This window comes from Ammoniphilus oxalaticus, assembly GCF_003609605.1.
In the GTDB taxonomy this organism is placed as follows: domain Bacteria; phylum Bacillota; class Bacilli; order Aneurinibacillales; family RAOX-1; genus Ammoniphilus; species Ammoniphilus oxalaticus.
Genome location: NZ_MCHY01000006.1, coordinates 256,074 through 277,899, shown reverse-complemented (window position 1 = coordinate 277,899; position 21,826 = coordinate 256,074). Strand labels below are relative to the sequence as shown.

Sequence of the window (21,826 nt, the reverse complement as noted above, 5' to 3'; positions counted from 1 at the left end):
AAAAGGGTCTTCCACAAGCGACGGACTCTTTATCTCACTGAATCCCTTATAAGACTTTTGGTCTTAAGGTATAAAGAGGCCAGTTTTGAATTTACCGGAATTTCGTAATTAGTTCTCATGATTTCATCATATATTTCCCTCTTAAATATATCTTTCTCTCTATCAGCGATTACCTCCGCAATATAATTTGCTCTGATTTTTCTATAAGCTTCCAGATCAAAAACAGAAGAGAAGTTTTCGATTTTCCCGATAATCTCAAGCGTTAACAGCGTCCTGGCGCATTTAAAGCATTTCCCGCAATTAAAATCACCCATTACACACACATCCAAATATTTATACGCGGGAGTATACTCTCCGACTAACCGCGTTTTCTCAACCCTAGTGTAGGCGGATCCCGAAGAATAAAGGTTGATACTCTCAGTCGATAACATCGCCATATTAAAAATTTCATAATAAGCTTTTTCCCTAGATTCTTTCAGATTAAAGGCCGAAGAGTAATAGTATACACCAAACAACCTTTGAAGAATTAAAACAACGGACATACTTCTAAACGTGTGGGTAGATTCAAAATTTAACTGCAAGATCTCACTAATATTGCTATCTACCATTATTAAATCCATTCCCAATTCATCAACAAAAACTTTTGCCTTAGCGGCTCTTTTATGAAACAAATCTCTCGCCTTGTCCCCCCCAAGAGATCCGTGGGAACCAACGTTGAAATTTGCAAAATGAGTTATTTTAAATTTATGAGAATCCTCTTTTACGAGATTCTCATAAATTGTGCTAAAAGAGTCAATACCGCACGATAGACCCGTTCCTACGGCCTGTTCCGTGTTAATGCATGCATAGGTTAAATGTTCACAGAAGACTTTGATCGGCTTATGGCCATACACTTGTGAGATAACTGGAAGAACATATTTATTCAGTTGATAAAATAATTGGTTTGATAAAGGCCCCGCTACTTTAATGTCATAGTTATTTTTAGAGGCAAATAATAATAGCCCCACTAAAAAACCATCTACTCTATCTTGGGTTAAATAATGTCCATATCTCTCCTCAACCTCATACCACAGAACATCTTTCTTCCCGTTAACTTCAAATTCAGCTTGTATTCTAACACCTGATTTAGCGGGGACAATTTCGGGCTTAAATATAGTAAGAGCGTTTTGTAACTTATGTATTTCATTTGCCATCTGTTCGATCTCCCTATCATTACCATTATGTCTGTTTATTTATCCTAATTTCACACTTTTCATAAATGAAAACTTCGGAACTGTCTTAGCCTATCGCAATGAAAACGCCATTTACTAGATTGAATTTTCAAAATGACAAGCTAGGTCTATTATACCATAAAGTACCATAACTTCGTAACTGCTTTACCTCAAATCACAACACCCTGCCCAGATAAAATCCGCCTAAAAATATCGTTATAATCACGATAAAATGAAGGACGGTCCACGCCCAGCGACCATAACGGAATGAACGAGCCCGAATCGGATTACGGTCCTCCCTAGGAACGATGTTACCACCGACCCACTCAAACACCAGCATAAATATCCACCACCACGTATAGGAGGTCCAGACATCCCAATATTTTTCGTACCGAATGAGTTTTGGTTTATAGAGGAACATCGTTTCTAACAACATAATGATATGGACAAACGCCCAGTAAAAGGGGATTTTCCACGGCCATCGAGTCGGGCTGTAGCGAACGCCTAACAGGACCAAAAGTGGGAGAGCCGTAAACATTTGTGTGAGTGGAATAGGAACGTTCGGAATCAAGGTCACGGGGAAGGAATAAAAATTGAATTGCACAAACAACAAACAAAGAAGGCTGCCAACGACAGCGCTTGTAAAATAAAGGGCGCCGTATCGTCTCCAATTATGCCGCGCAATCATACATGCGCCAGCTATGCTGAACAGAGTGACAAACAAGAGAAGCGTCTTTTTCAGAATCATTGGGCACCTCGCGTCCTCTCCACAACGAAAGTTCTAATCGGCTTTATTCATCCCCATTTTTTACCTAACTTATGTACTTTCATCCGACCCTCCGCTTGATACAATAAAAGCGTTTGGAAAGTGAATCGTCTTCCCTGGAAAGAGGATTAGCGGGAAGTCGCTAATAAGCGAGCCGCGCGCCGAATGGCGGACAGCTCTACCAACGCGCGCCCCCCCAACAAAAAAAGGCATGCCCGCTAGATCTAACTCAAGGGCATACCCGTCTTTTTCATGTATTATTCCGCGCTAAATCGCAACAAGGTACCGACGTTGTTTGGGATAAAAGCGTCAGGGAGATGTTGGGCTATTTGCTGGATGGCGTACCAACCCGTGCAATGACCTGGAACGAGGTAGTCTGGCTTGATTTTTTTGAATTCGGTGATCGTGTCGGGAATGATCTTTTCAAAAAAACCGCCAGTTAAATGGAAGCCGCCGATGACGGCATGAATCTTTTCCACTCCTGTCAACTCTTGCGCATAGCGAATCGTGTTGATAATACCCGCGTGGCCGCAGCCTGTAATGATCACGAGTCCTTTCCCCTCAACATGAACGACAAGCGCTTGATCATCAAGGATTAGCGGATCATTTTCCCACACGCCTTCGCGTTTTGTGTAGTGAAATGGAAAGCCATTTTCAAACGAAGTTTGGCGCGGGATTTGTCCTGTCACGAGGACCGCTTGATCCACCAGCGTCGTAGGACCCGTTTCTTTGCGGACTTCTATTTTGTTCGGGTCGAGCTGATTGAGCTCAAGCGGCGGTGAAAAACACATTTCGCGACCATCCGGAAAAATCACTTTTCGTTCCAAAAAAGCGTCTGGATGAGCGACAAGTGGAATCGCCCGACTTTCGCCAAAACGATCGATTAATCCAGGCAAGCCAAGCGTATGATCAGCGTGACCATGACTGAGCGCAATCGCTTGCATTTCGCCGAGTTCGATCCCGAGCGTTCGCATGTTATGCAACACGCCGTTCGGGCTGACCCCTGTGTCCAATAAAACCGTTTGCGTTTGCTCCCCTTTTTTCACTTGAATCGTGGCGCAAAAACCGTGCTCAGCAATCAATGGTGACAAGCCCACCGCTGTATGAAGCGTAGCGCAATCAAAACGTTGCGCATGTTCCGCCCCCGCCATAAACACATCAATTGTATTGTCCATCACAATCATTATTTTTAACTCGTCGACTGTTACCAACGTCGGTTTCGTCATTTGATCCCAACCGCCTTCCCGCGTTCATTTTTTATGTCCATCGACAATCGTCAACAGCTCATATGTGAACCCATTCACATGGTGGAGAATGTTTGTTCAGGGAACGAAGCTCCCGTTCCCTATTAGAATACCATGTTCCCCGCGGCTCACCCCTGCTTTATTGAGACAAAAAAATGAACTTTTCTAACAGCAGTCGATCCGATTCCCCAATCCTACCGCTCCCTGAAAGAATGATCGCTTCAATGCCTACGACCTACGATCGCTTTTCTACACATGAGTGGATTCCGTTTCCACTACCGCTCCCTGAAAATCTGGCCCCACAAGGTCAAATAAGTCGGGCGTCTGAAGTAGGGCGGCGATGATCTGCTTAATGACGGTGACGGGGACGCTGTTGCCGAACTGTTTCCAAGCCTGACTATCGCTTACAGGAATCTTAAAATCATCGGAGAAACCTTGGGCGCGGGCGCATTCACGCGGCGCTAATTTGCGGACTCTTCCATTGATCAGATAGGCCCCTGTTTTGCTGCCGGCCCCACCGCCATAAGCAGAGAGGGTGACGGCGTGACCGAGGTCACTATAAATGCGCTCGCCTTGCCCCCCTTTGTTGATCGTTCCAATCCGAATCGGTTGCAGTGGAAGCTGATCGACAGCATCTTCAGACGGGATTTTGGTCGCATCGATCCGAATATCGTCTCGTTCGATCACATACGCTGTTGTTTCTTGATCGGGCAATACAATATCGCGCAAACGAATCGGTTCATACGTCGGGGAAGGAAATTGGAATGACGTGAGGTTGAGATCTTTACGGATGGCAATGATGTAAATTCTTGCTCTATTTTGCGGTAAGCCGAATGCACTCGCGTTTAGCACAGTGTGCCATACTTGGTAGCCGATTTGATCCAACACGGTCTGCACGGTACGTAACGTTTTTCCACCGTCGTGCTTGGCAAATTGACGCACGTTTTCTAGAAAAAGCAGTTTCGGTTGGTGAAAGTTGGCGATCCGAGCCACATCAAAAAAGAGGGTCCCCCGCGCATCTTCGAATCCCCGTTGCTTGCCGGAGATGCTGAACGCTTGACAAGGAAACCCCGCGCACAAGATATCATGCTCGGGAATTTCATCCGCTTCAATTTGCGTGATGTCGCCAGCGGGGCGTATTCCGTAATTTTCAAAATACGTTTGTTGCGCATGCGGATCCCATTCAGAAGCAAACACACACTCCGCCCCAAAAGATTGGAAGGCTTGATGAAAACCGCCGATCCCCGCGAACAGATCGATAAATGTGTACCCTTTTAAAGCCTGTCCATCCAGAGAATTACTGTTCATGCTCTATCTTCCTTCTTTTCATTTTCTCTTTACCATTTCATCCAATCCTAAATAACGGACGCGTTGGTATGTCGCATAATGGGACCGATATAGTAAATGGCTCGCCTCTTTGATCGAGAGCCTGTCTGAATACTTCTGCAAAAAAGCCTCTTCTTGCGGATCCCATCTCCGACGCAGGCTTGGGGTTTCTTGTTCATAAAGCTCATAAACAAACGCCAACTCTAGCAATTCCGCTAACTCAATTTGCAACGCATCCGCGATTTCTATCAGGGGTTCTGTCCCCCACTTTTGTCTAATGTAGCGTTCTCTCTCCAACGGCTCTCTCCTCTCTTCACTTCGTCTATCTCTAAACTTATTATACACTATTCCACCAAAACGAAGAGAAAAGGGCCTGCCCCTAAAACTTAGGCAGAACCCTTTCGCCCTACACCCCAATAACGCAAACCCGCAGCTTCGACTTTTTCAATGGACAAGGCGTTTCGAGCGTCAAAGACCCGATCACCTTTCATCCGTTCACGAATCCTCTTCCAATCAATTTTTAAAAAGGAAGCCCATTCCGTGCAAAGTAAGACCGCGTCCGCGTCTAGGGCCGCCTCGTAAGCGTCCGCTGCGATCCCCACCTTGGGAAATTGTTCTTTGACAGGATCGGTCACGATCGGGTCGGTCGCTCGAACGGTCGCTCCCGCTGCATGCAACAACGGGAGCAACTTTAAGGAAGGCGCTTCGCGTAAATCATCCGTATTCGGTTTGAATGCTAAGCCGAGTAACGCAATTTTTTTACCTTTTAGACTGCCGAGCTCGCGTTCCATTTGGGCGATAACCCAGCCCGGTTGTTCGCGGTTAATACGCTGTGTATCGCGTAAAATGGACATTTCCTGCCCAGCCGATTGACCGAGCGCATAGAGCGCTTCAACATCTTTAGGGAAACAAGAGCCGCCGTATCCGACACCCGCTCGTAAAAAGTGGGGACCGATTCGTTGGTCCAATCCCATTCCTTTAGCCACTTCGCTTACATCAACAGACAAGTGAGCGCACAATTTAGCAATATCATTCATGAAGGAAATTTTTGTAGCGAGGATGGCGTTGGAAGCGTATTTGATCATTTCCGCATTGCGCGGTGAAGTGTGAATAATCGGGGCATTTACGTTAGCATATACGGTTTGCATCGTCTGTTTCGCGCGTTGCGAAGAAGAGCCGAGCACGATCCGATCAGGATGACGAGCATCTTCTAACGCTTTTCCTTCTTGCAAAAATTCTGGATTGGAGACGACATCAAATTCGACCTTTACATGGCGGCGCTCCAGCTCCCGCTCGATCAAATCGCGAACCCAATCAGCCGTACCGACAGGCACGGTGCTTTTATTAACGATCACTTTGTAATCGTTGATATGTGTTCCTATTTCGCGGGCGACCGCTTCCACATAATGAAGATCGGGCTCACCGTTTGGCAGCGAAGGGGTACCAACTGCGATAAAAATAACTTCCGCATCAGGTAACGCTTCTTTTAAACTTGTTGTAAATGTGAGGGAGCCAGCTGCCAGTTGACGTTGGATCAACGATTCTACGCCGGGCTCATAAATCGGCAGAATACCCTGCTTTAATTTTTTCACTTTTTCGGGGTCGATATCCACTCCGATCAGTTCGTGGCCGAGCTCGCCTAGAGAAACCGAAGTCGTTATCCCAACATAGCCCGTGCCGATCACTGCAATCTTCATGGTCTCACCTTTCCTTTCTTGAACTCATCTTCTTCCTGTTTCTGTTGATCGTATTTCCGCTTGCGAAAAAAGAACATGTGACTTTTTTCACAGCGGGATCGTTGACGAGTTGCTATACTAAGGGAGTATGATTCTTCAAAAGAGAATCATACGGGGGGAGTTTTAATTATAGAAAAGCAGGCCGACTCAAAATGGACCTGCTTTTTTGTTTTTCTTTGGAAGCCGCGCCTACACGTTATAAAAATCGCGCAAGTAGCAAATTTGTTGCTGCAAGCCAAATTCCAATGGGATTTGCGGATTGTAGCCAAGCATTTGCTCCGCCTTTGTAATATCGGCCCACGTATGTGGCGGATCACCGGCTTGGGCAGGCAACCACTCAATCTTCGCCTTAACGCCAAGCAAACGTTCCAGGAGGCTGATCACATCATTGATCGCGATCCGCGATTTTCCGCCGATATTGAACACCTCGCCATGGCATACACTTTTCGCCGCTAACAAATTAGCCTCAACAATATCGTCCACATACGTAAAATCACGCGACTGACTCCCGTCGCCAAACACAGGGATCGCTTCATCCCGCAACATCGCCCGAATAAAGCGATGAAAAGCCATATCCGGACGCTGACCGGGTCCATACACGGTGAAATAACGTAAAGCGACCGTCGGTACGCCGTAATTAGCCGCGTACAATCCGCACAATTGTTCACCTGACAATTTCGTCACCCCATAGGGAGAATGCGGTTGCGGCAACAGCTGCTCCGAGGTTCTGCCCGTCGTCACACCGTACACGGATGAGGATGAGGCATACACAAATTTAGCGATCGATCGTTGTTTCGCCGCTTCTAATAGACGTTGCGTCGCCAAAATATTCTCGTTGAGGTACCGATCGAAACGCTGACCCCAACTGGCCCGCACCCCTGGCATCGCCGCTTGGTGGAAAAGAATCGTGTCGGGCGTAAACAACGATTCCCAATCGACTTCTGAAATCCTTTTGCCGATAAACTCGAACTGCTCCCGCTCAAACAGCGGTTCTAAATTTTTCAGCTTCATCTTCGGATCGTAGTTGTCAGTAAAGCAGTCTATTCCGGTTACGTGATAACCATCGCGCAGCAATCGATCGCTTAACGCCGAACCGATAAATCCGGCGCAGCCCGTCACGATTACTTTTTTCATGGTGATTCACCCGCCTCTTCCTTTTTCTGTGGGATGAGCTGTTTAACGATCAAATAGCCGTGACGATACCCGAACACCGCTTGATAGTGATCGCCCCATTTTTGTAACGAATTGTTCACCAATCGCCTACGCAACTCATTTCTAGCCCGAACATTGGCGCGGTTCGTCAGCTGTTTGCCGTGGATGCGACGATAGTACAACTCGCGATCAATCCAGCGGATTGGATAGCGCTCGATCAATTTGATAACCATCCGTCGGTCTTCCATCATTCGCCCCTCATACGGATCATCCGTCTCCCAGCCCCCAACGCTGCGGACGGCTTCGGTTCGATAACAACGCGGGTGCAGCATATAGGTCATATACGTTAAAAATTGATACTTATCATCAAAAGAACGATGGCGGATCCGCTTGACGCGGACCCATTTTTGACCTTTGTTCTTGCGCCATAAGCTGACGTTGCCATAGAATAGCGCGGCTTCGGGATCTTTCTCGAGCGCTTTGTGAAAGTAACGCAGGGCCTGCTTCGCTAAACGATCATCAGAATCCAATTGAATGAAATAAGGGGTGTCGACTTCTTGCAAGGCGTAATTAAGCGCATGCGAGATGCCTTTGTTTTTTGGAAGGGAAAGAAAGCGAATGCGAGGATCAGATAAAAAAGGTTTTATTTTTTCAACGGTTTTGTCTGTGGAGGCATCGTCGATAATCAGCAATTTCCACTGGTCAAAAGTTTGCTGCTGGACGCTGCGAATCGACTGTTTAATCGTGTCAGCGCGGTTGTAAGCGGGGATCACAACAGTAAATGGGGCCTCATTCATCCTGATCGCCAGCCAAGTTCAGGCTCGATTTGTCGCCCAGCGTAAAGTTAAGTTCCGTTGCGTTCCCTTTTAAACGCCCTTTCAGTCTCACTTCACGGCCGAACACACTGTTCACGATCGGCGTGCTCAAATCTTTCAGGCTCGCTTCTTCCAACAAAATACTCGATGCCACCTGACAGTTCTCCACATGGACCCTCTCTTGCGTAGACACATACGGCCCGATTACAGCGTTTTTCAGCACACTGTTGGCGCCGATGATTACAGGTGGAATGATTTTGCAATTTTCAAGTGTCACGTTATCGCCGATCGAACTTTTGTCGCCCCACTCTCGACGCATGACTGCCTGATTCGCGTCTAACCAACGCGCGACTGTACCCACGTCGGAATACAATTTTTCTGTAACTGTGTAGGATATGTTATAGCTTTGCTCGAGCAACCAAGAGATCGCATCAGTGATTTCATATTCGCCGCGGGCCGAAGGAGGGATCGCTTTGACCGCCTCAAAAATCGGTGATTCAAACAGGTAAGCTCCGATGACGGCCAGATTGCTTTTCGGCTGCTGTGGCTTCTCTTCTAAACCAACGATTTCGTTTCCATCAATTTCCGCGATCCCATAATCTTGAGGATTTTCTACCTCCGATAGCAAAATCGCTCCATCACTGCCTTGTTTACGGTACGAATCGATCAATGTCTGTAATTGCTCGCCAATTAAGTTGTCGCCTAACAACAAAATAAACGGGTCCTTCCCGATAAATTGTTCTGCTTGCTTCACGGCATGCGAGATTCCTTTTTGTTCCGTCTGATAAATATATTCAACGTGGCATCCGAATGGTTGACCGTTCCCGATCAAAGCGGGAATCCCTTCTTGGGAAGGATGCATCACAATCCCGATTTCTTTGATACCACTTTTCACTAAGTTTTCCACACAATATTGCAGTACGGCTTTACCCGCAACAGGTAACAATGTTTTCGGTTGGGAAAAGGAAAATGGCTGTAGTCGCGTTCCTTTTCCCGCGCAGAGGATTAACCCTTTCATCGAAGACCACTCCTACATTTTTAAGTTCGCTCAAGATCTCCCCCAAACGATTTTCTTTGTTTATCATCGAATCTAGTTGTACTCTTTTACACTCATTAGCGCCCTTACCTTTTAGCCCCCAACACCAACATCTTTTTGCTCGTTTGGTTGTTTCTATAACGTATGTATCCGCCGCCGCGGATGAAACGGCGTTTGTCCATCCGCATTCATCTAACCGTTGTCCGCAGCTAGTAAAAATACGGGCGCAGCTCATAAAAAAGTCTCTTCCCGCAAGAAGCAGAAAGAGAAGAAAGAAGCCGGTTTACTCCGCTTTAGACAACAAGTATTTCCCATAGCGGAGCGGATTTTCATACGTTCGATACCACAATTCATCGAGGCCGGCTTGCCCGAAGCTGTATCGTAAATCGCGGCCATTCATCTCGATAAAATAGACGTTTCCTTTGTGATCGAGTCCAATGTCTAGTCCGAGATCGGCGAGGTCGCCCAATTTTTTGGCAAGTCGTTTTGCAATTTGAATCGAGACCCGTTCAATGTCATGTCTCGTCTTCACCGCGTCAAACCGATTCGCGGCAAAAAGTTGTTCACAGCTTCTCACCTTTCCGCCGCGGGCGACGTTCGTCACATGACTGCCTTTAGCCGCCACTTTTCCGACCATGCCCGTCACTTGCCACTTGCCGTTATCCGCTTTTTGAACGGAAACGCGAATATCGAAGGGTTGCCCTTTGTAGCGAGCCAACGGAATCGTTTCCGAAATGAGGTAACGTTTGCCTTTCACCCGTTTCATCACAAGTGGAATCATGTTGCCCCGTTTTTGCTTGATCCGTTTGCCGCTGCCGATCAGTTGCCAACTACCGTCTTCTAACCGATCGAGTCGCATAATCCCCTTACCGACACTGGAGCTAACGGGCTTCAGATAAAGTGAGGGATGACGGTCCATCGTCAGCTTCAAATTTTCTTTGTTGCATTGTTTCGTCGAAGGTAAGTGCGGCCTTAAGCTTTCATCGCTCCACAATTGGCTGTGAACCGTATATTTGCTATAACGTGTTCGTTCATTGAAAACGGCGTTGCGACGGCAAAGTTTCGCTAGTTTCAAACGGCTGCCAGACATTGAGCGATTATGGATCACCTTTGGTAACTGACGCGTAACACGCTTATATCCTTTGCCTGGGTGATACCGATACGCCTGCGTCACCCCGCGGTGAAGATCGACGAGCGGCAATGAAAAGTACAACAATTTAATATCAAGTTTGCGAGCCGCGCGGTTATAAAATGATACTTTTTCGCGTCCGGTTCGACCTGAACGAAGCTTTTTCCACATCCGGTGATCGAGTAAAATACCGATTGTTCGTTTCATCCATCGTTCACCTTCTTTTGCTCTAGCAAAAATTTCGCATAAGCGACAGGCTGCTCATACGTCGCTTTCCACGTGTCAGGCTGCCCACCTTGCTGAAAACTGTAGCGCTGATCGCGTCCATTCATTTCAATAAAATACGGATGACCTTGTTCATTGATGCCAAAGTCAAACCCGACATCGGCCAGATGCGGCAACTGTTCCGCTAAATATTTAGCCATCGCTAAGGCCAACTCACTCACGTTGCGACTCACTTTTTGAACACTTAACCGCGGATACTCCGTAAGCAGCTGTTCCAGCGCAAACACTTGCCCCCCTTGGGCCACATTACTCAAAAAATGTCCGGGCCGCGCCGCCTTGCCGATCATTCCCGTGATCCCCCACTGACCGTCGCCGCCTTTTTGCGCGGAAACACGAAGGTCAAACGGCGCTCCTTCATAGGTCGCCAACGGGATCGTCTGTTGGATCAGAAAGGCATGATGTTTTGTAAAGCGTGTTAATTTCTGATAGAGTTGTTCCTCTTTCAAACGAGCGGTAACCAGTTTGCCTTTGTTGCGATAAGAGGCGGTCCATTGCCTTTTTTCCGCGTCATCTTGTTTATCTAGTTTAATAATGCCTTTGCCGACGGTCCCTTTATCTGGTTTCAAAAATAAGGAATCAAATCGTCCCATCATTTCTTGCAACGCATCTTCATTCAATACAGCGGTCGCGGGTAGATGGGGAACAAATGTTTTTTGCTCAGCGAGTAACTGATGAATCTGCCACTTTGAATACCGATTCCAAAAATTAAACAAGTCCACACCGTGTTGGACCAGCTGTTTCGAACGCCTCCAATGGGCTTTTGAATGGAAGATGGCCCGATTGTGGATCACGCTCGGCAACGAGAACGCCTTTCGCTTCCATTTACCCTTCACTTGGACGAACGCTTTAACCCTCTTTTTCTTCAATGAAATATCTCGTAGCGTAAAAAAACAAGGCGTTAGCCCATATGCCTGTCCCGCCTGTTCATAAAATGCAATTTTCTCATGGCCTGAGCGGCCCTTTCTAATGCCTGCTAGCAATCGATCGTTGATCAATATTCCTAGACGCTCACGGTTCATACGCATCACCTTTTTGGTTTCTCACGATACTGTATGACACGAGTGGATATGCGTTCAACAAAGCGGAATATTTGGGCCAAAAAACCAAAAAAACCAAGGATTCGAATGAATTCCTTGGTTTACTTCCATCGCTCAGTCTGCTATTTAATTTTCTAACCAATTGTAAAAAGGGAACGGTTCCGTCGCTTTCGCTTGATCTTCTTGTGGTGAAGCCGTCTGCTGATTGGGATTGGGCATGATATTCCCATGTTGTCTTCGGCGAAATTTCAAACTAAACTCACGCGCTTGGGCCGCCGTTGAAATCCGATTGCGCTGCCATTCATATAAAATCCGATCGATGTAGCGAATGAACAATTTGTTAGACACAACAGCCTCACGCAACGCGGCGACAATCAGTTCATCCTTATGTTGATCCTGATCTTGCCACATCGCAATCGTTTCACATTCAATCGGGGATAATGGACGACCAAATTCCTGCTCAAAAATCGTAAAAAGATTCGTTGCGTCGGGTTCCGCTTGCTCCGTTTGATCTTTGGCTTGTTGCGCTGATCGGGCCGCATGCTCCACCGCGATTTGTTCGGCGATCTTTTCATATAGCGGGTCCAATTGATAAGATTCCGCTCGCATGCCTGTGTCCGCCTCAATCCGATCCTCAATCGCAAGATACCCCTTTTGCACCAACTTTTGCAACATCACGATCACGTCACGTTCATCCGCGCTCATCCGATCCTGAATCTCAGAAATGGTTGGAAAATCCTTTCCCTCTTGCTTAAACGTTAAAATCTGAATAATAAGCATCATTTCCTGATCAGTTAGGCCGATCCCTTTGTAATAACGCATAAACATCGTCGGCAGCGAGAGATGCCCTTGCCTCAATAACTGCATAACCCATTGTTCCATGTTTCGATCCACCTCTCCCCCTATTATACAACCTCCACACCTCCTTTGTCAGAACCAATCTTGCCGAAAAAAGGCGACCCTACCTCCTCTGTCGTCGATTCCACTCGATTATTAGGGAATTATGCTGAATTTGGGGATGGAAGGAGGTTGCGATGATGGAAGCAGGAATGGAGGGGAAAACACGAGGGGGAGCAGCGCTCAACAGCGATATGGGCGAGTTTTTTCGGATATGAGAGACTTCAACACGTTTACGTTTATCGGCGACTCCCGTTTTAGACGTGGAAAATGATCAGTGGAGGTGAGCCGTGGCTCGCTATTATTGCTACATCAAATCGCCCAAGCTAAACCCTTTTGACATCCTTATAGAACCAGTGCACATAGCCGCACTGATCACAGATTAAGATTTCGGCCGATCGATTGGCGAAGTCCAAATTAAAAAAGGTCGCTGCCGCTGTGTTCAATTGAGCCCGTCCGCGCTCGAATCGATTGTGTTTGCAATGGACGCATTGGACATCAATCCCGTTCACTTGATAGACGCCCGGACCGAATGACTCCTTTAAATTCTTAGAAAAACTACGGATAATTTTTTTCATGCCTGTCTCCCTTTTAAAACATTGATTTAAGCGAATAAAAAACGGCAAATAACCAGCCAAAAGTAATTCCTTATTCTTTGTATATTAGCATCGCGCTAAAGAAAAAGACAGGCGTAGAAAACTTAATATCCACGATTTCACCGTTTAATTCACTCAAAAATGCGTTCATCTTTTTATCCAATGACTTTTCGGTCCAACCAATAAAGGTTTTCACTTTTATATCCATCATCTCCTCCAGATCCTGTTTACTAGATCATGACTTTTATCAGTAACGGGGGGCGAACCCTTCCCCTAAGAGACTATTTTCCATACCTTAATTCGCGCCGCAAGTCATGATAATGTCGAGAACGGTCTTTAATATGGTCCCGCGCGTTCACTTTGATCGTACCCAGTGATCGATCATCGACGAAAACGTCAAGCGACCAGACCCCTTTTTTAGGAAACGTCATCTCCACCGAACTATAAAAATCCAGGTCCCCGACTGGCCTGTCTAACGACGTGATATCCGACGAAAAAGCGGAGAGTTGTTGGCCCGTCCGGTCATGGGTAGACGCGATTGTTAATATCTTTCCACTCAAACTTTGCCCTACTCCTTTAATATACCAAGCATAGTTGCTCGGTTTGTTAATAACAAGATACCCTGCATCTGTCCACGACTCTTTTTCAAGTCCAAATCGATCCGATTCGCCTAACAACACGCGCAATTCATCCTCTCCATACTGAATCGCAAACGTCTCTTCAACCTGGGCATGTTCAACATAAACATAAGCGATCAGAGAGACAATAATTAAGATTGAGGCAACGACAGATAGTTTGGTTGAGGTTATCATTTTCGCTCCACCTCCACGGATCAATGCCGATCACCTCCTCTTTTTTTCTACTCCAAAAATTGATAGCTAGCGGAAAAAACAACATCAGCAATCGGCTCATCCCACACCCCCTACTTGCTAGACGCGGATAAGTCGGAATTCGTTCCAGTTCAAACTTGTTAAAAGAATATATTTTCTATGTAAACAATCCCCATGCAAATGAGCCAAACTGTTATTGGAATGGCCAAGCTTTTCATTGCATGTGAAAGCCTATAGTTGTTCTTGTTCTTTAGTAAAATGCGATCGGTAATAAAAAACAAGATAGAAGCGCCTAAACTTACATAGAGGAGGACAAGACCGAATAGAAGGTGGAAAACACCTGAAATTATGTGTTCATAGCGATCGTTTTCTAACTTTGTGGAAACAACCGCTCCTAGTTTGTCGCTTATGATAGAAGTAAGCGTTCCATAAATGAATATAACAGGGAAACTATACATTAGATAGATTAGCGTAATGGAGACAACAGAAAACAAGTAATTTGACAGGGAGGTGATCGGTTCTCCAAATGGACTTGGTCGGATGATTCCTAGCAAAATCGCGAATAAAGAACCCGCAATTGAAGCGGTAATTATCTTCCTAAATAAAATAACGATCAACTCCCACCCGATTCATAACGATAACCAGTACAATTAAAAGCGCGATTCCAATCACCGCGGCTGTTTTTTCTTTCCAATTCATAACTCCAATTGTATAGCTTCTTATAGAAACGTCAACACGGCGTAAACGAGGAAAAATGTGATGACCGCGCTACCGATGGTAAAGAGGACTTTCTCCAAAACTAATTTCTTTTTATTAAAGTCTTTTTGCACTTCCCGTTTTTTCATATAATCTAAGATTTGCCGATATGTTTGAATGTCTTCGACCTTTTTTATTTTCTCAATTGAAAATGCCGCGTACATCATGAACGCATAAAACAGGAGAGGGATCATGAGCGCCATTGGTCCCCAATACTTGTACAACACAATTGACAGAACCATGAATATAAACGATCCGAGCATGAAAAATGACAATCGATTTAACCTCTGAATATTTGCGTTTCTTTTCATCATTAGCACATCCCCTTTAACTAAATCGTCTAAGGAAACTTTAAAATATTCGCTAAGTATTAAAAGACTTTGTAAATCAGGATAGCTTTTTCCAGTCTCCCAATTTGAAATCGTTTGTCTCGAAACGTGGACGACTTCCGCAAGTTGCTCTTGAGAGATCGAAACAGAATTCCGATAATTTTTTAATTGATTAGCAATATTCATAAAGCCACTCCTTCCGACACCTTTAGCTTAATCAGAGATTCATTTTTATTCTATCAAAAGTCTTTTACAAGCCTCTAAAATCCTTTGCCAAAAGGATTTGGCAAGCCAATTTTACCGGAAAGATACGTGTTTGTCACCGTTAATCTCCTGTCTTGTTTTTTGAAAAACAAAAGATCCTCTCCATTGTTCAAAAGTTGGGCAGAGGATCTTCTTACGTATGGATTGCCTTATTCTGATGACTTACTCACGTTTTGCTTGGCGATCTAAACTGATCACCGCGAATCGGTAAAAATTGAAAGGTAACACCGAATTTGTCTTTTACAATTCCATAGGCAGGGCTGATATGTGTTTCCTGCAATGGCACTTTGACTTCGCCGCCTTGCTCCAGTGAGGTGAAAATTTCTCTGGCTTGGTCAGCTTGTTTCGTTAAAATAGATCGTTACTTGATCGCCACTTTTCGAGGTTTGACCTGGGAATTGATCCGAACCAACGCGCGCGCCACGAGACCTTCGGCTTCTTTCGGTAGAGGATATTGCGGGTTGTCTGGCATGTTTTTAAACGGTTCCATGAACAAAACTTTTGCGCCCAATGCCTGTTCGTAAAATTCAATCGCTTCCTTCGCATTTCCGTTCATCACGAAATAGGGCGACAGTTTTATAGTCATTTTTTAGAATCAACTACTGATTTTATCTCACAAAAAGGTGTTTGCTTAATCGAGCGGAGCGTCCCCACTCCCTATTTAACGCGCTTTTTTCTTTGAAAAATTGAGGTTTATTTCAAGCTCTTTTCGTTTTTCTTGATTGTTTAGACGGACCAAATATTTCGTGAACCAATAGGCAAGGTAGACAACCAGGAGGTCCAGAAAAAAGAGAATTCCAAGGTTCATCCATTGCTTGGTCTCAATGAAGCCCATTGCCTGTTGAAGCGGCACGAACCCGAAGATGATGACAGCAGCCAATACAACTGCGCGCCAGTAAAAGTTTTTTTGACGATCCGTACAGCGCTGATACAGTAGCAAATAACTAACAGGCAGCAAAGAGGCGGTTATATTAATCGAAGCCGGTAAAAACGGGATCAAAAAATAATGACGAACGATGAGTCCAACTTTTTCAAACATGATATTTGAATAAGCCCACAACATATGCGTAGTAAAACCGAAAAAGAAAATTTCAAAAATACGTGTTCGATCGACCACAAAGTACAGAACAACGAGCGGCGCCAATAAACTAAACGCAACGAACCAAAATTGCCAATCGGAGAAACTGGAAAAGTCCTTCCAATAGTTAACTAACAATGAAATAAGTTTCTCTCTTGTTTTACCAATCTCATCCCAATATTCGTTATATTCCATATTAACAACCTCCCCTACTCCTATTTTTGTTGTTCCTTTTAATCGGAGAGATTAAGGAGATTGATGCGCGATGAATAGCAACCTGAATTCCCTTTCCCGTAACCTCTAATTTGCTCAACACACCTATCTTTTTCATCGCTTTACGTAGATGGTCGATTTGGACCGTCTAATTTTTTATCGCCATAGCCCGCCGCCGATTCAATTGCTGCTTTCGGTTGCTCTGTCAGTCGTTCATCACGCTCTTCAACATTCAAACTCGTCCTCTTTTTTGATTTTTTCATCATAAAACCCTCCTTTTTCTTATTTTTTAGGGTGCGCCAAATCTACCCCGCTTATCCGCATAGTGATCTGACGTTGGGAGTCGGGCCAAGAGCGCGCGTTATATGAAGAATTACAAATTTAAGCGGACTTTCTCCTGCTAAATGCTTGAGCGAACAACGGAAGGACAGCAGGTTTTCGGATTTCACAAATTTAAGCGGACTTTCTCCTGTTAAATGCTTGAGCGAACAACGAAAGGACAGCAAATTTTCGGATTTCACAAATTTAAGCGGACTTTCTCCTGTTAAATGCTTGAGCGAACAACGAAAGGACAGCAAATTTTCGGATTTCACAAATTTAAGCGGACTTTCTCCTGTTAAATCGCGCTCCGACCACCCGAGTCCACCAGCCTTCTCCCTGTCCTCGCCCGCGTGACAACAACACAAAAACCCCAGCTCACTAGAGCTGAGGTCTGCCATTAACTCACTTCTTTTCGCGCTTCTTCACCAACAAATTCACGGAAGAAGTCGCCGCTGAGCACTTCTTCTTTGACTAATATTTTTGCGCCTTCTTCCATTAGGTCACGTTTTTCGTCTAGGATCATGCGTGTCTTCTCTAACAACCCATTGAGGATTTGCGTCGTTTCCTCTTGGATCATCTCTTTCTGCAGCATCTCAAGGCTGACGATGCCGAGCGAGGACATGCCGCTATCGATGATCGCATGAACGAGACGCAACGCCTGATCAAAGTCGCTTTTGGATCCGGTGCTGCGGTGGCCGTACTTGATTTCCTCCGCGACAGCCCCGCCTAAGCAGATCATGATCTGCTTTTCTAAATGATCTTTCGTATGCAGGTAACGATCTTCCTGCGGATTTTGGCGGACGTAGCCAAGCGCTTGTCCGCGCGGGCTAACCGTCACTTGCGAAACAGAATTCGGATTGACTTCCTCCGAAACAAGCGCGTGACCAAGTTCGTGGATCGCGACGCGTTCACGTTCCTGGGCATTCGTTTCACGGTCCGTTTTCTCACCCATCATCACTTTGTCAATCGCTAATGAAAAATGGTCAGGCGTGATTTCTTTCGCTTCTTCACGGAAAGCGTAAATGGCCGCTTCGTTCGTGACGCTTTCAATTTGCGCTCCTGAAAATCCATACGTTTCCTGCGCGACGCGGTCGATATCGACCTCTTCGGCAAGCGGTTTATTTTGCGTATGAATCAGCAAGATTTGCTTTCGCGCCTTTTTGTCAGGCAAATCCACGGATATTTTTCGGTCAAACCGACCGGGACGAAGTAATGCATCGTCTAACATATCCATACGGTTCGTCGCCGCCATAATTAAAATACGCGGCTTTTCGCTCGTGGACATCCCGTCCATTTCAGTTAACAATTGATTCAATGTTTGGTCATACTCGCGGTGCTGACTACCTTCCCGCTTTCCGCCTAACACATCAATCTCATCGATAAACACTATTCCGCTGTCTTGATTGTTTTTCTCAGCTAATGTTTTTACCTCTTTAAAAAGCTCACGAATACGCTGGGCTCCAACCCCAACGTACATCTCCACGAACTGCGAGCCGCTAGCCGCGACGAACGCGGAATTTGTGTAATTTGCGGCCGCTTTTGCCATCAATGTTTTCCCTGTCCCTGGCGGTCCAGTCAACAGAATCCCTTTGAGCGGTCGAATCCCATAGTGGGCTGTTTCGTCTTTATGAATTAAAAAATCAAGCGCCTCTTTTAATTCGCCTTTCGCGCGCTCCTGCCCGCCTATATCCTCAAAACGAAAATCAGTTTTTGGGACGGCATTTTTTATTTTTGCCCCTTGTCCCATCGCCATCGCCCCAGATTGTCGCGAAATAAAGAAAAACAACAAGCTGACCAATAGCGCCCCGATAATTAACGGAGCAATATTAACGCCAATGAAGGCTAGAAAGATGAACAATCCAGGAATCATGCCAAAGACGATTTCTTTACTCAATGGGTTTCACCTCTTCCTTAAAGGGAAGGACAGCATAAAGATGGTTCGAACCTTTTTGCAAAAACACATAAACGTTCTCCTCGTCCATACGGGAAACGGTTTTCTCAATGTGTCGTTCCATTTTTATTTTTTCCATTATTTTGGGGATTTCAGAATATTCTTGCTTTTTCATCGCCTCTGCAATTGAAAAGTATTCTTCCTCCCAAAGATCTTTCATCTGTTCATCGACGACTGGCAGCTGCAGCACAACTTTTTTTCCAGTCTGGTCAGAGATGAAATCTTTAATATCCTTATAATCTGCGGCAAAGGTGTTCGGGTCTGTGAAATTAAGTTCGGCTTTCACCTGATCGTGATAAAAATGAATGTTGCTCAGTTCCACCTGTTGCTTTTCCGCAATAAACGCTCGAATCGGTTGCTGGACATAGAAATGTTGATAAGTGTTCCATCCGCCAAATAAAATTCCTAAGGTTAATGCTAACGATAACATCATGGGCATCGCACGAATTTTCATGCTGTCGCCCCCTTTCTATGCGCCTCTTGTTCTTTATTTTTTTCGAATACAAAAGTTTCTTTATCAGTATAACACAAGATTATACGTTACGGGCGCAAGAAACTTTTCCCTACGCGCTTTAAATTGTCTTGCTTTGTTTATGAAAATAAAAAATAACCTTTCATATCGAAGAAAGGTTATTATCTAACTTGTTTGAGACTAAATGCGCGCAGTAATTGTCCAGTTTTCATGTCGAAATACGCGTAATGATATTTCCCCTGCGCATCAAGGTAGATCGCTTCCCAAATCGGTTTTCGCTCCTCCAGCCCTGCTTGTAAACGAAGACGCGTCAGCTCCGCCTCTTCTCGCATAAGCGCGCGCTCGATTTGTTCCGCTGGAATTAAGTCCGCCATCCGTTCCACGTGTTCCAGCATCCCATCTTCGCGAAACCAAACGATCTTTTGCTCACCTTGTTGCGTGACTCCTTGGACCACAATGTAGCGTCGCTCGCCATGATACAGCGTCACGTCGGCGGTTTCCGCCAAATCGGTCTGTTCAGCGGCGGACGTTTCGCCAAGTTCCCGCCAAACGTGTTGTTGTTTCAGCGCTGAATAACTTAGTTGTCCTCCGACCACCCCGACTAACAGCAAGGCCAGCGCCAGTCCAATCAACGTTTTTTTCATTTATCTATTCTCCTTTAAGCCAACTTGCGGTTAGTAGATGTTGTTACTTGCAGAAAATACTGCTACTCATGTTCCACTCACAGCAGGTCATAATAGTACTACCGCGCAACGGGGAGGTGAATGCGTGGCCCAACATGAAACAGCCCTCCATTCCTTGGATGATATCCCAGCTGAAATCGTGGAGCGATTGATGAATGACCATCATCTTTCCTGGGTATCACTATCATCCGACTATCGTTTCCAAGAAGACGCAACACCTTCGTTCAGACAACCTGATTTCGCTTCTTGGATAAAATTAGATTAATCTAAAATCTGGGACATCCTAACCAGATCGATTCGCCCATATTGATGTCAATGAATGCAGTTTGAACCAAAATCACACCTACCTATACCTCGTGGAAAAGAGCCTCGTCAAAGAGGCTCTTTTTTTATTTACTTAACGTTGCAATTGCTCAAACATCCGATTCGCTTCAGAAATCACCCGCTCCTCATCAATCGTCAACAAGCTTCCATTGGAAACAAGTTGTTTACCGTCGACCCACACATCTTGGACATCATAGCCCGAGGTGGCGTACACCAAATGCGAGACAGGGTCGTGGAACGGATGAAAATGGGCGCGATCAGCGCGAATCACGATGAAATCCGCTTTTTTTCCAACTTCCAATGAACCCGTTTGTTCTCCGATAAACATGGCTTTTGCCCCATCGCGGGTCGCCAAACGCAATGCTTGCTGAGCGGGAACAACGACAGGATTTTGTTCGACCCCTTTATGCAATAACGCGCTCATTTTGATCTCTTCGAACAAGTTTAAGTTGTTGTTGCTTGCGGAACTGTCCGTTCCTAATGAGACAGTGATCCCTTTCTCCAGCATTTCAGGCAAACGGGCCACACCACTCGCTAACTTTAAATTGCTAATCGGATTGTGGGAAACATGGACGTTATGGGAAGCCAACAAATCGATTTCCTCATCGTTCAAATGGACTGCGTGAGCGACGAGCGTTGGGCGATCAAAAACACCCAATTCCGCTAAATGAGCAGGTGGGCGCAATCCGTAATCCTTCACATTTTGCTCCACTTCGCGTGCCGTTTCCGACATATGAATGTGCATCGGCAAGTCCAACTCTTGCGCTGCGGCAACGATTTGGCGGATATAATCCGGTGTACATGTATAGGGCGAGTGCGGCGCCATCATCGTCGTAATCCGCCCCTCTGCTTGCCGATGCCAATTTTGGGCAAAAGAACGCGCTTCGGCTAACTTCGCTTGCTGCGCTTCAGGCGGAAAACCAATCACACCGCGGCATAACGACGCTCGCAACCCGCTTTCAGCGACGGCTTCAGCGACTTGGTCCATATGATCGTACATGTCGACAAAACTGGTCGTTCCCGTCCGCAACATTTCGATTAACGATAAATACGTCCCCCATTTGACATGTTCCGCTGTATACTGACCCTCCAACGGCCACATTTTCGTTTCTAACCATTCTTGCAACGGTAAATCGTCGGCATACCCGCGCAGTAACGACATCGCCGCATGTCCATGCGTATTGACTAACCCGGGCATTACAATCTGACCTTTGCCATCGATCACTTCATCATAGTCGCTTAAATCTGTGGGCGTTGGTCCAACATATGTAATCCGTCCTTGCTCAAATCCGAGCGCGCCTTGCAACAATGTTTCGTCTTGTTCGTTGACGGTTACGAGCGTAGCATTGATCATTATTGTACTCATCGTTTTTAA

24 protein-coding genes and 1 pseudogene are annotated in these 21,826 nt (G+C 45.7%); 1 reads left to right on the top strand and 24 read right to left on the bottom strand.

Annotated elements, in window-relative coordinates:
* Positions 1–29 precede the first annotated feature (29 nt).
* The 23 genes and pseudogenes from BEP19_RS03510 to BEP19_RS03400 all read right to left on the bottom strand — a co-directional run bounded on the left by BEP19_RS03510 (position 30) and on the right by BEP19_RS03400 (position 20,088).
* Positions 30–1,193 carry a hypothetical protein gene (locus BEP19_RS03510; protein WP_120188449.1) on the bottom strand — a complete coding sequence of 388 codons (1,164 nt, stop codon included), beginning with the start codon at positions 1,191–1,193 and terminating at the stop codon, positions 30–32.
* Positions 1,194–1,386: 193 nt separating this feature from the next.
* A complete protein-coding gene (locus BEP19_RS03505; RefSeq protein WP_120188448.1) occupies positions 1,387–1,959 on the bottom strand; it encodes a CBO0543 family protein in 573 nt (190 codons plus the stop codon).
* A gap of 275 nt (positions 1,960–2,234) precedes the next feature.
* Positions 2,235–3,203, bottom strand: coding sequence for an MBL fold metallo-hydrolase (locus BEP19_RS03500; RefSeq protein WP_211329303.1), 969 nt, complete (start codon positions 3,201–3,203; stop codon positions 2,235–2,237).
* 267 nt (positions 3,204–3,470) lie between these two features.
* Complete coding sequence (locus BEP19_RS03495; RefSeq protein ID WP_120188447.1) at positions 3,471–4,529, bottom strand: DNA cytosine methyltransferase; 1,059 nt, start codon at positions 4,527–4,529, stop codon at positions 3,471–3,473.
* 18 nt (positions 4,530–4,547) lie between these two features.
* Positions 4,548–4,844, bottom strand: coding sequence for a hypothetical protein (locus BEP19_RS03490; RefSeq protein ID WP_120188446.1), 297 nt, complete (start codon positions 4,842–4,844; stop codon positions 4,548–4,550).
* Between the two features lie 89 nt (positions 4,845–4,933).
* A complete protein-coding gene (locus tag BEP19_RS03485) occupies positions 4,934–6,244 on the bottom strand; it encodes a UDP-glucose dehydrogenase family protein (protein WP_120188445.1) in 1,311 nt (436 codons plus the stop codon).
* 228 nt (positions 6,245–6,472) lie between these two features.
* The gene (locus BEP19_RS03480) at positions 6,473–7,417 is read right to left on the bottom strand and encodes an NAD-dependent epimerase/dehydratase family protein (protein ID WP_120188444.1); all 945 of its coding nucleotides are present in this window, start codon (positions 7,415–7,417) and stop codon (positions 6,473–6,475) included.
* Positions 7,414–8,232, bottom strand: a complete 819-nt coding sequence (locus tag BEP19_RS03475; RefSeq protein WP_120188443.1) for a glycosyltransferase family 2 protein — start codon at positions 8,230–8,232, stop codon at positions 7,414–7,416. The genes BEP19_RS03480 and BEP19_RS03475 overlap by 4 nt, the downstream gene beginning before the upstream one ends.
* A complete protein-coding gene (locus BEP19_RS03470) occupies positions 8,225–9,268 on the bottom strand; it encodes a glucose-1-phosphate thymidylyltransferase (RefSeq protein ID WP_120188442.1) in 1,044 nt (347 codons plus the stop codon). Before BEP19_RS03470 ends, BEP19_RS03475 begins: the two co-directional genes overlap by 8 nt.
* Before the next feature lie 301 nt (positions 9,269–9,569).
* A complete protein-coding gene (locus BEP19_RS03465) occupies positions 9,570–10,622 on the bottom strand; it encodes a YheC/YheD family endospore coat-associated protein (protein ID WP_120188441.1) in 1,053 nt (350 codons plus the stop codon).
* Positions 10,619–11,719, bottom strand: coding sequence for a YheC/YheD family endospore coat-associated protein (locus BEP19_RS03460; protein WP_170145238.1), 1,101 nt, complete (start codon positions 11,717–11,719; stop codon positions 10,619–10,621). The genes BEP19_RS03465 and BEP19_RS03460 overlap by 4 nt, the downstream gene beginning before the upstream one ends.
* 144 nt (positions 11,720–11,863) lie before the next feature.
* On the bottom strand, positions 11,864–12,619 hold the full coding sequence (locus BEP19_RS03455) for a DnaD domain-containing protein (RefSeq protein ID WP_120188439.1): 756 nt from the start codon (positions 12,617–12,619) through the stop codon (positions 11,864–11,866).
* Positions 12,620–12,960: 341 nt separating this feature from the next.
* Entirely contained in the window at positions 12,961–13,212 is a 252-nt protein-coding gene (locus tag BEP19_RS03450; RefSeq protein ID WP_120188721.1) for a hypothetical protein, read from the bottom strand.
* Positions 13,213–13,282: 70 nt separating this feature from the next.
* Positions 13,283–13,441 (bottom strand): sporulation protein Cse60, encoded by a 159-nt coding sequence (locus BEP19_RS03445; RefSeq protein ID WP_245983287.1) that lies wholly within the window; start codon positions 13,439–13,441, stop codon positions 13,283–13,285.
* A gap of 70 nt (positions 13,442–13,511) precedes the next feature.
* Complete coding sequence (locus BEP19_RS03440) at positions 13,512–14,042, bottom strand: hypothetical protein (protein WP_147393760.1); 531 nt, start codon at positions 14,040–14,042, stop codon at positions 13,512–13,514.
* Between the two features lie 158 nt (positions 14,043–14,200).
* Entirely contained in the window at positions 14,201–14,677 is a 477-nt protein-coding gene (locus BEP19_RS03435; RefSeq protein WP_245983284.1) for a hypothetical protein, read from the bottom strand.
* 102 nt (positions 14,678–14,779) lie between these two features.
* Positions 14,780–15,331: a helix-turn-helix transcriptional regulator gene (locus tag BEP19_RS03430; RefSeq protein ID WP_120188435.1), complete on the bottom strand. Its 552-nt coding sequence runs from the start codon at positions 15,329–15,331 to the stop codon at positions 14,780–14,782.
* A gap of 244 nt (positions 15,332–15,575) precedes the next feature.
* Positions 15,576–15,995: pseudogene (locus tag BEP19_RS03425) on the bottom strand (VOC family protein).
* A 75-nt stretch (positions 15,996–16,070) separates the two neighbouring features.
* Positions 16,071–16,682 carry a hypothetical protein gene (locus BEP19_RS03420; RefSeq protein WP_120188434.1) on the bottom strand — a complete coding sequence of 204 codons (612 nt, stop codon included), beginning with the start codon at positions 16,680–16,682 and terminating at the stop codon, positions 16,071–16,073.
* Between the two features lie 140 nt (positions 16,683–16,822).
* Positions 16,823–16,966 (bottom strand): hypothetical protein, encoded by a 144-nt coding sequence (locus tag BEP19_RS17510; RefSeq protein ID WP_170145227.1) that lies wholly within the window; start codon positions 16,964–16,966, stop codon positions 16,823–16,825.
* Positions 16,967–17,418: 452 nt separating this feature from the next.
* On the bottom strand, positions 17,419–18,915 hold the full coding sequence (locus tag BEP19_RS03410) for an AAA family ATPase (RefSeq protein WP_120188432.1): 1,497 nt from the start codon (positions 18,913–18,915) through the stop codon (positions 17,419–17,421).
* Positions 18,908–19,426 (bottom strand): hypothetical protein, encoded by a 519-nt coding sequence (locus tag BEP19_RS03405; protein WP_120188431.1) that lies wholly within the window; start codon positions 19,424–19,426, stop codon positions 18,908–18,910. The genes BEP19_RS03410 and BEP19_RS03405 overlap by 8 nt, the downstream gene beginning before the upstream one ends.
* A gap of 179 nt (positions 19,427–19,605) precedes the next feature.
* Positions 19,606–20,088, bottom strand: a complete 483-nt coding sequence (locus BEP19_RS03400; RefSeq protein ID WP_120188430.1) for a cell wall elongation regulator TseB-like domain-containing protein — start codon at positions 20,086–20,088, stop codon at positions 19,606–19,608.
* 124 nt (positions 20,089–20,212) lie between these two features.
* Between BEP19_RS03400 and BEP19_RS03395 the strand changes: the two genes are divergently transcribed.
* Positions 20,213–20,392: a hypothetical protein gene (locus BEP19_RS03395; protein ID WP_120188429.1), complete on the top strand. Its 180-nt coding sequence runs from the start codon at positions 20,213–20,215 to the stop codon at positions 20,390–20,392.
* Between the two features lie 132 nt (positions 20,393–20,524).
* Here the strand turns inward: BEP19_RS03395 and BEP19_RS03390 are convergent, their stop codons facing one another.
* Positions 20,525–21,817: an amidohydrolase gene (locus BEP19_RS03390; RefSeq protein WP_120188428.1), complete on the bottom strand. Its 1,293-nt coding sequence runs from the start codon at positions 21,815–21,817 to the stop codon at positions 20,525–20,527.
* Between the last annotated feature and the right edge of the window lie 9 nt (positions 21,818–21,826).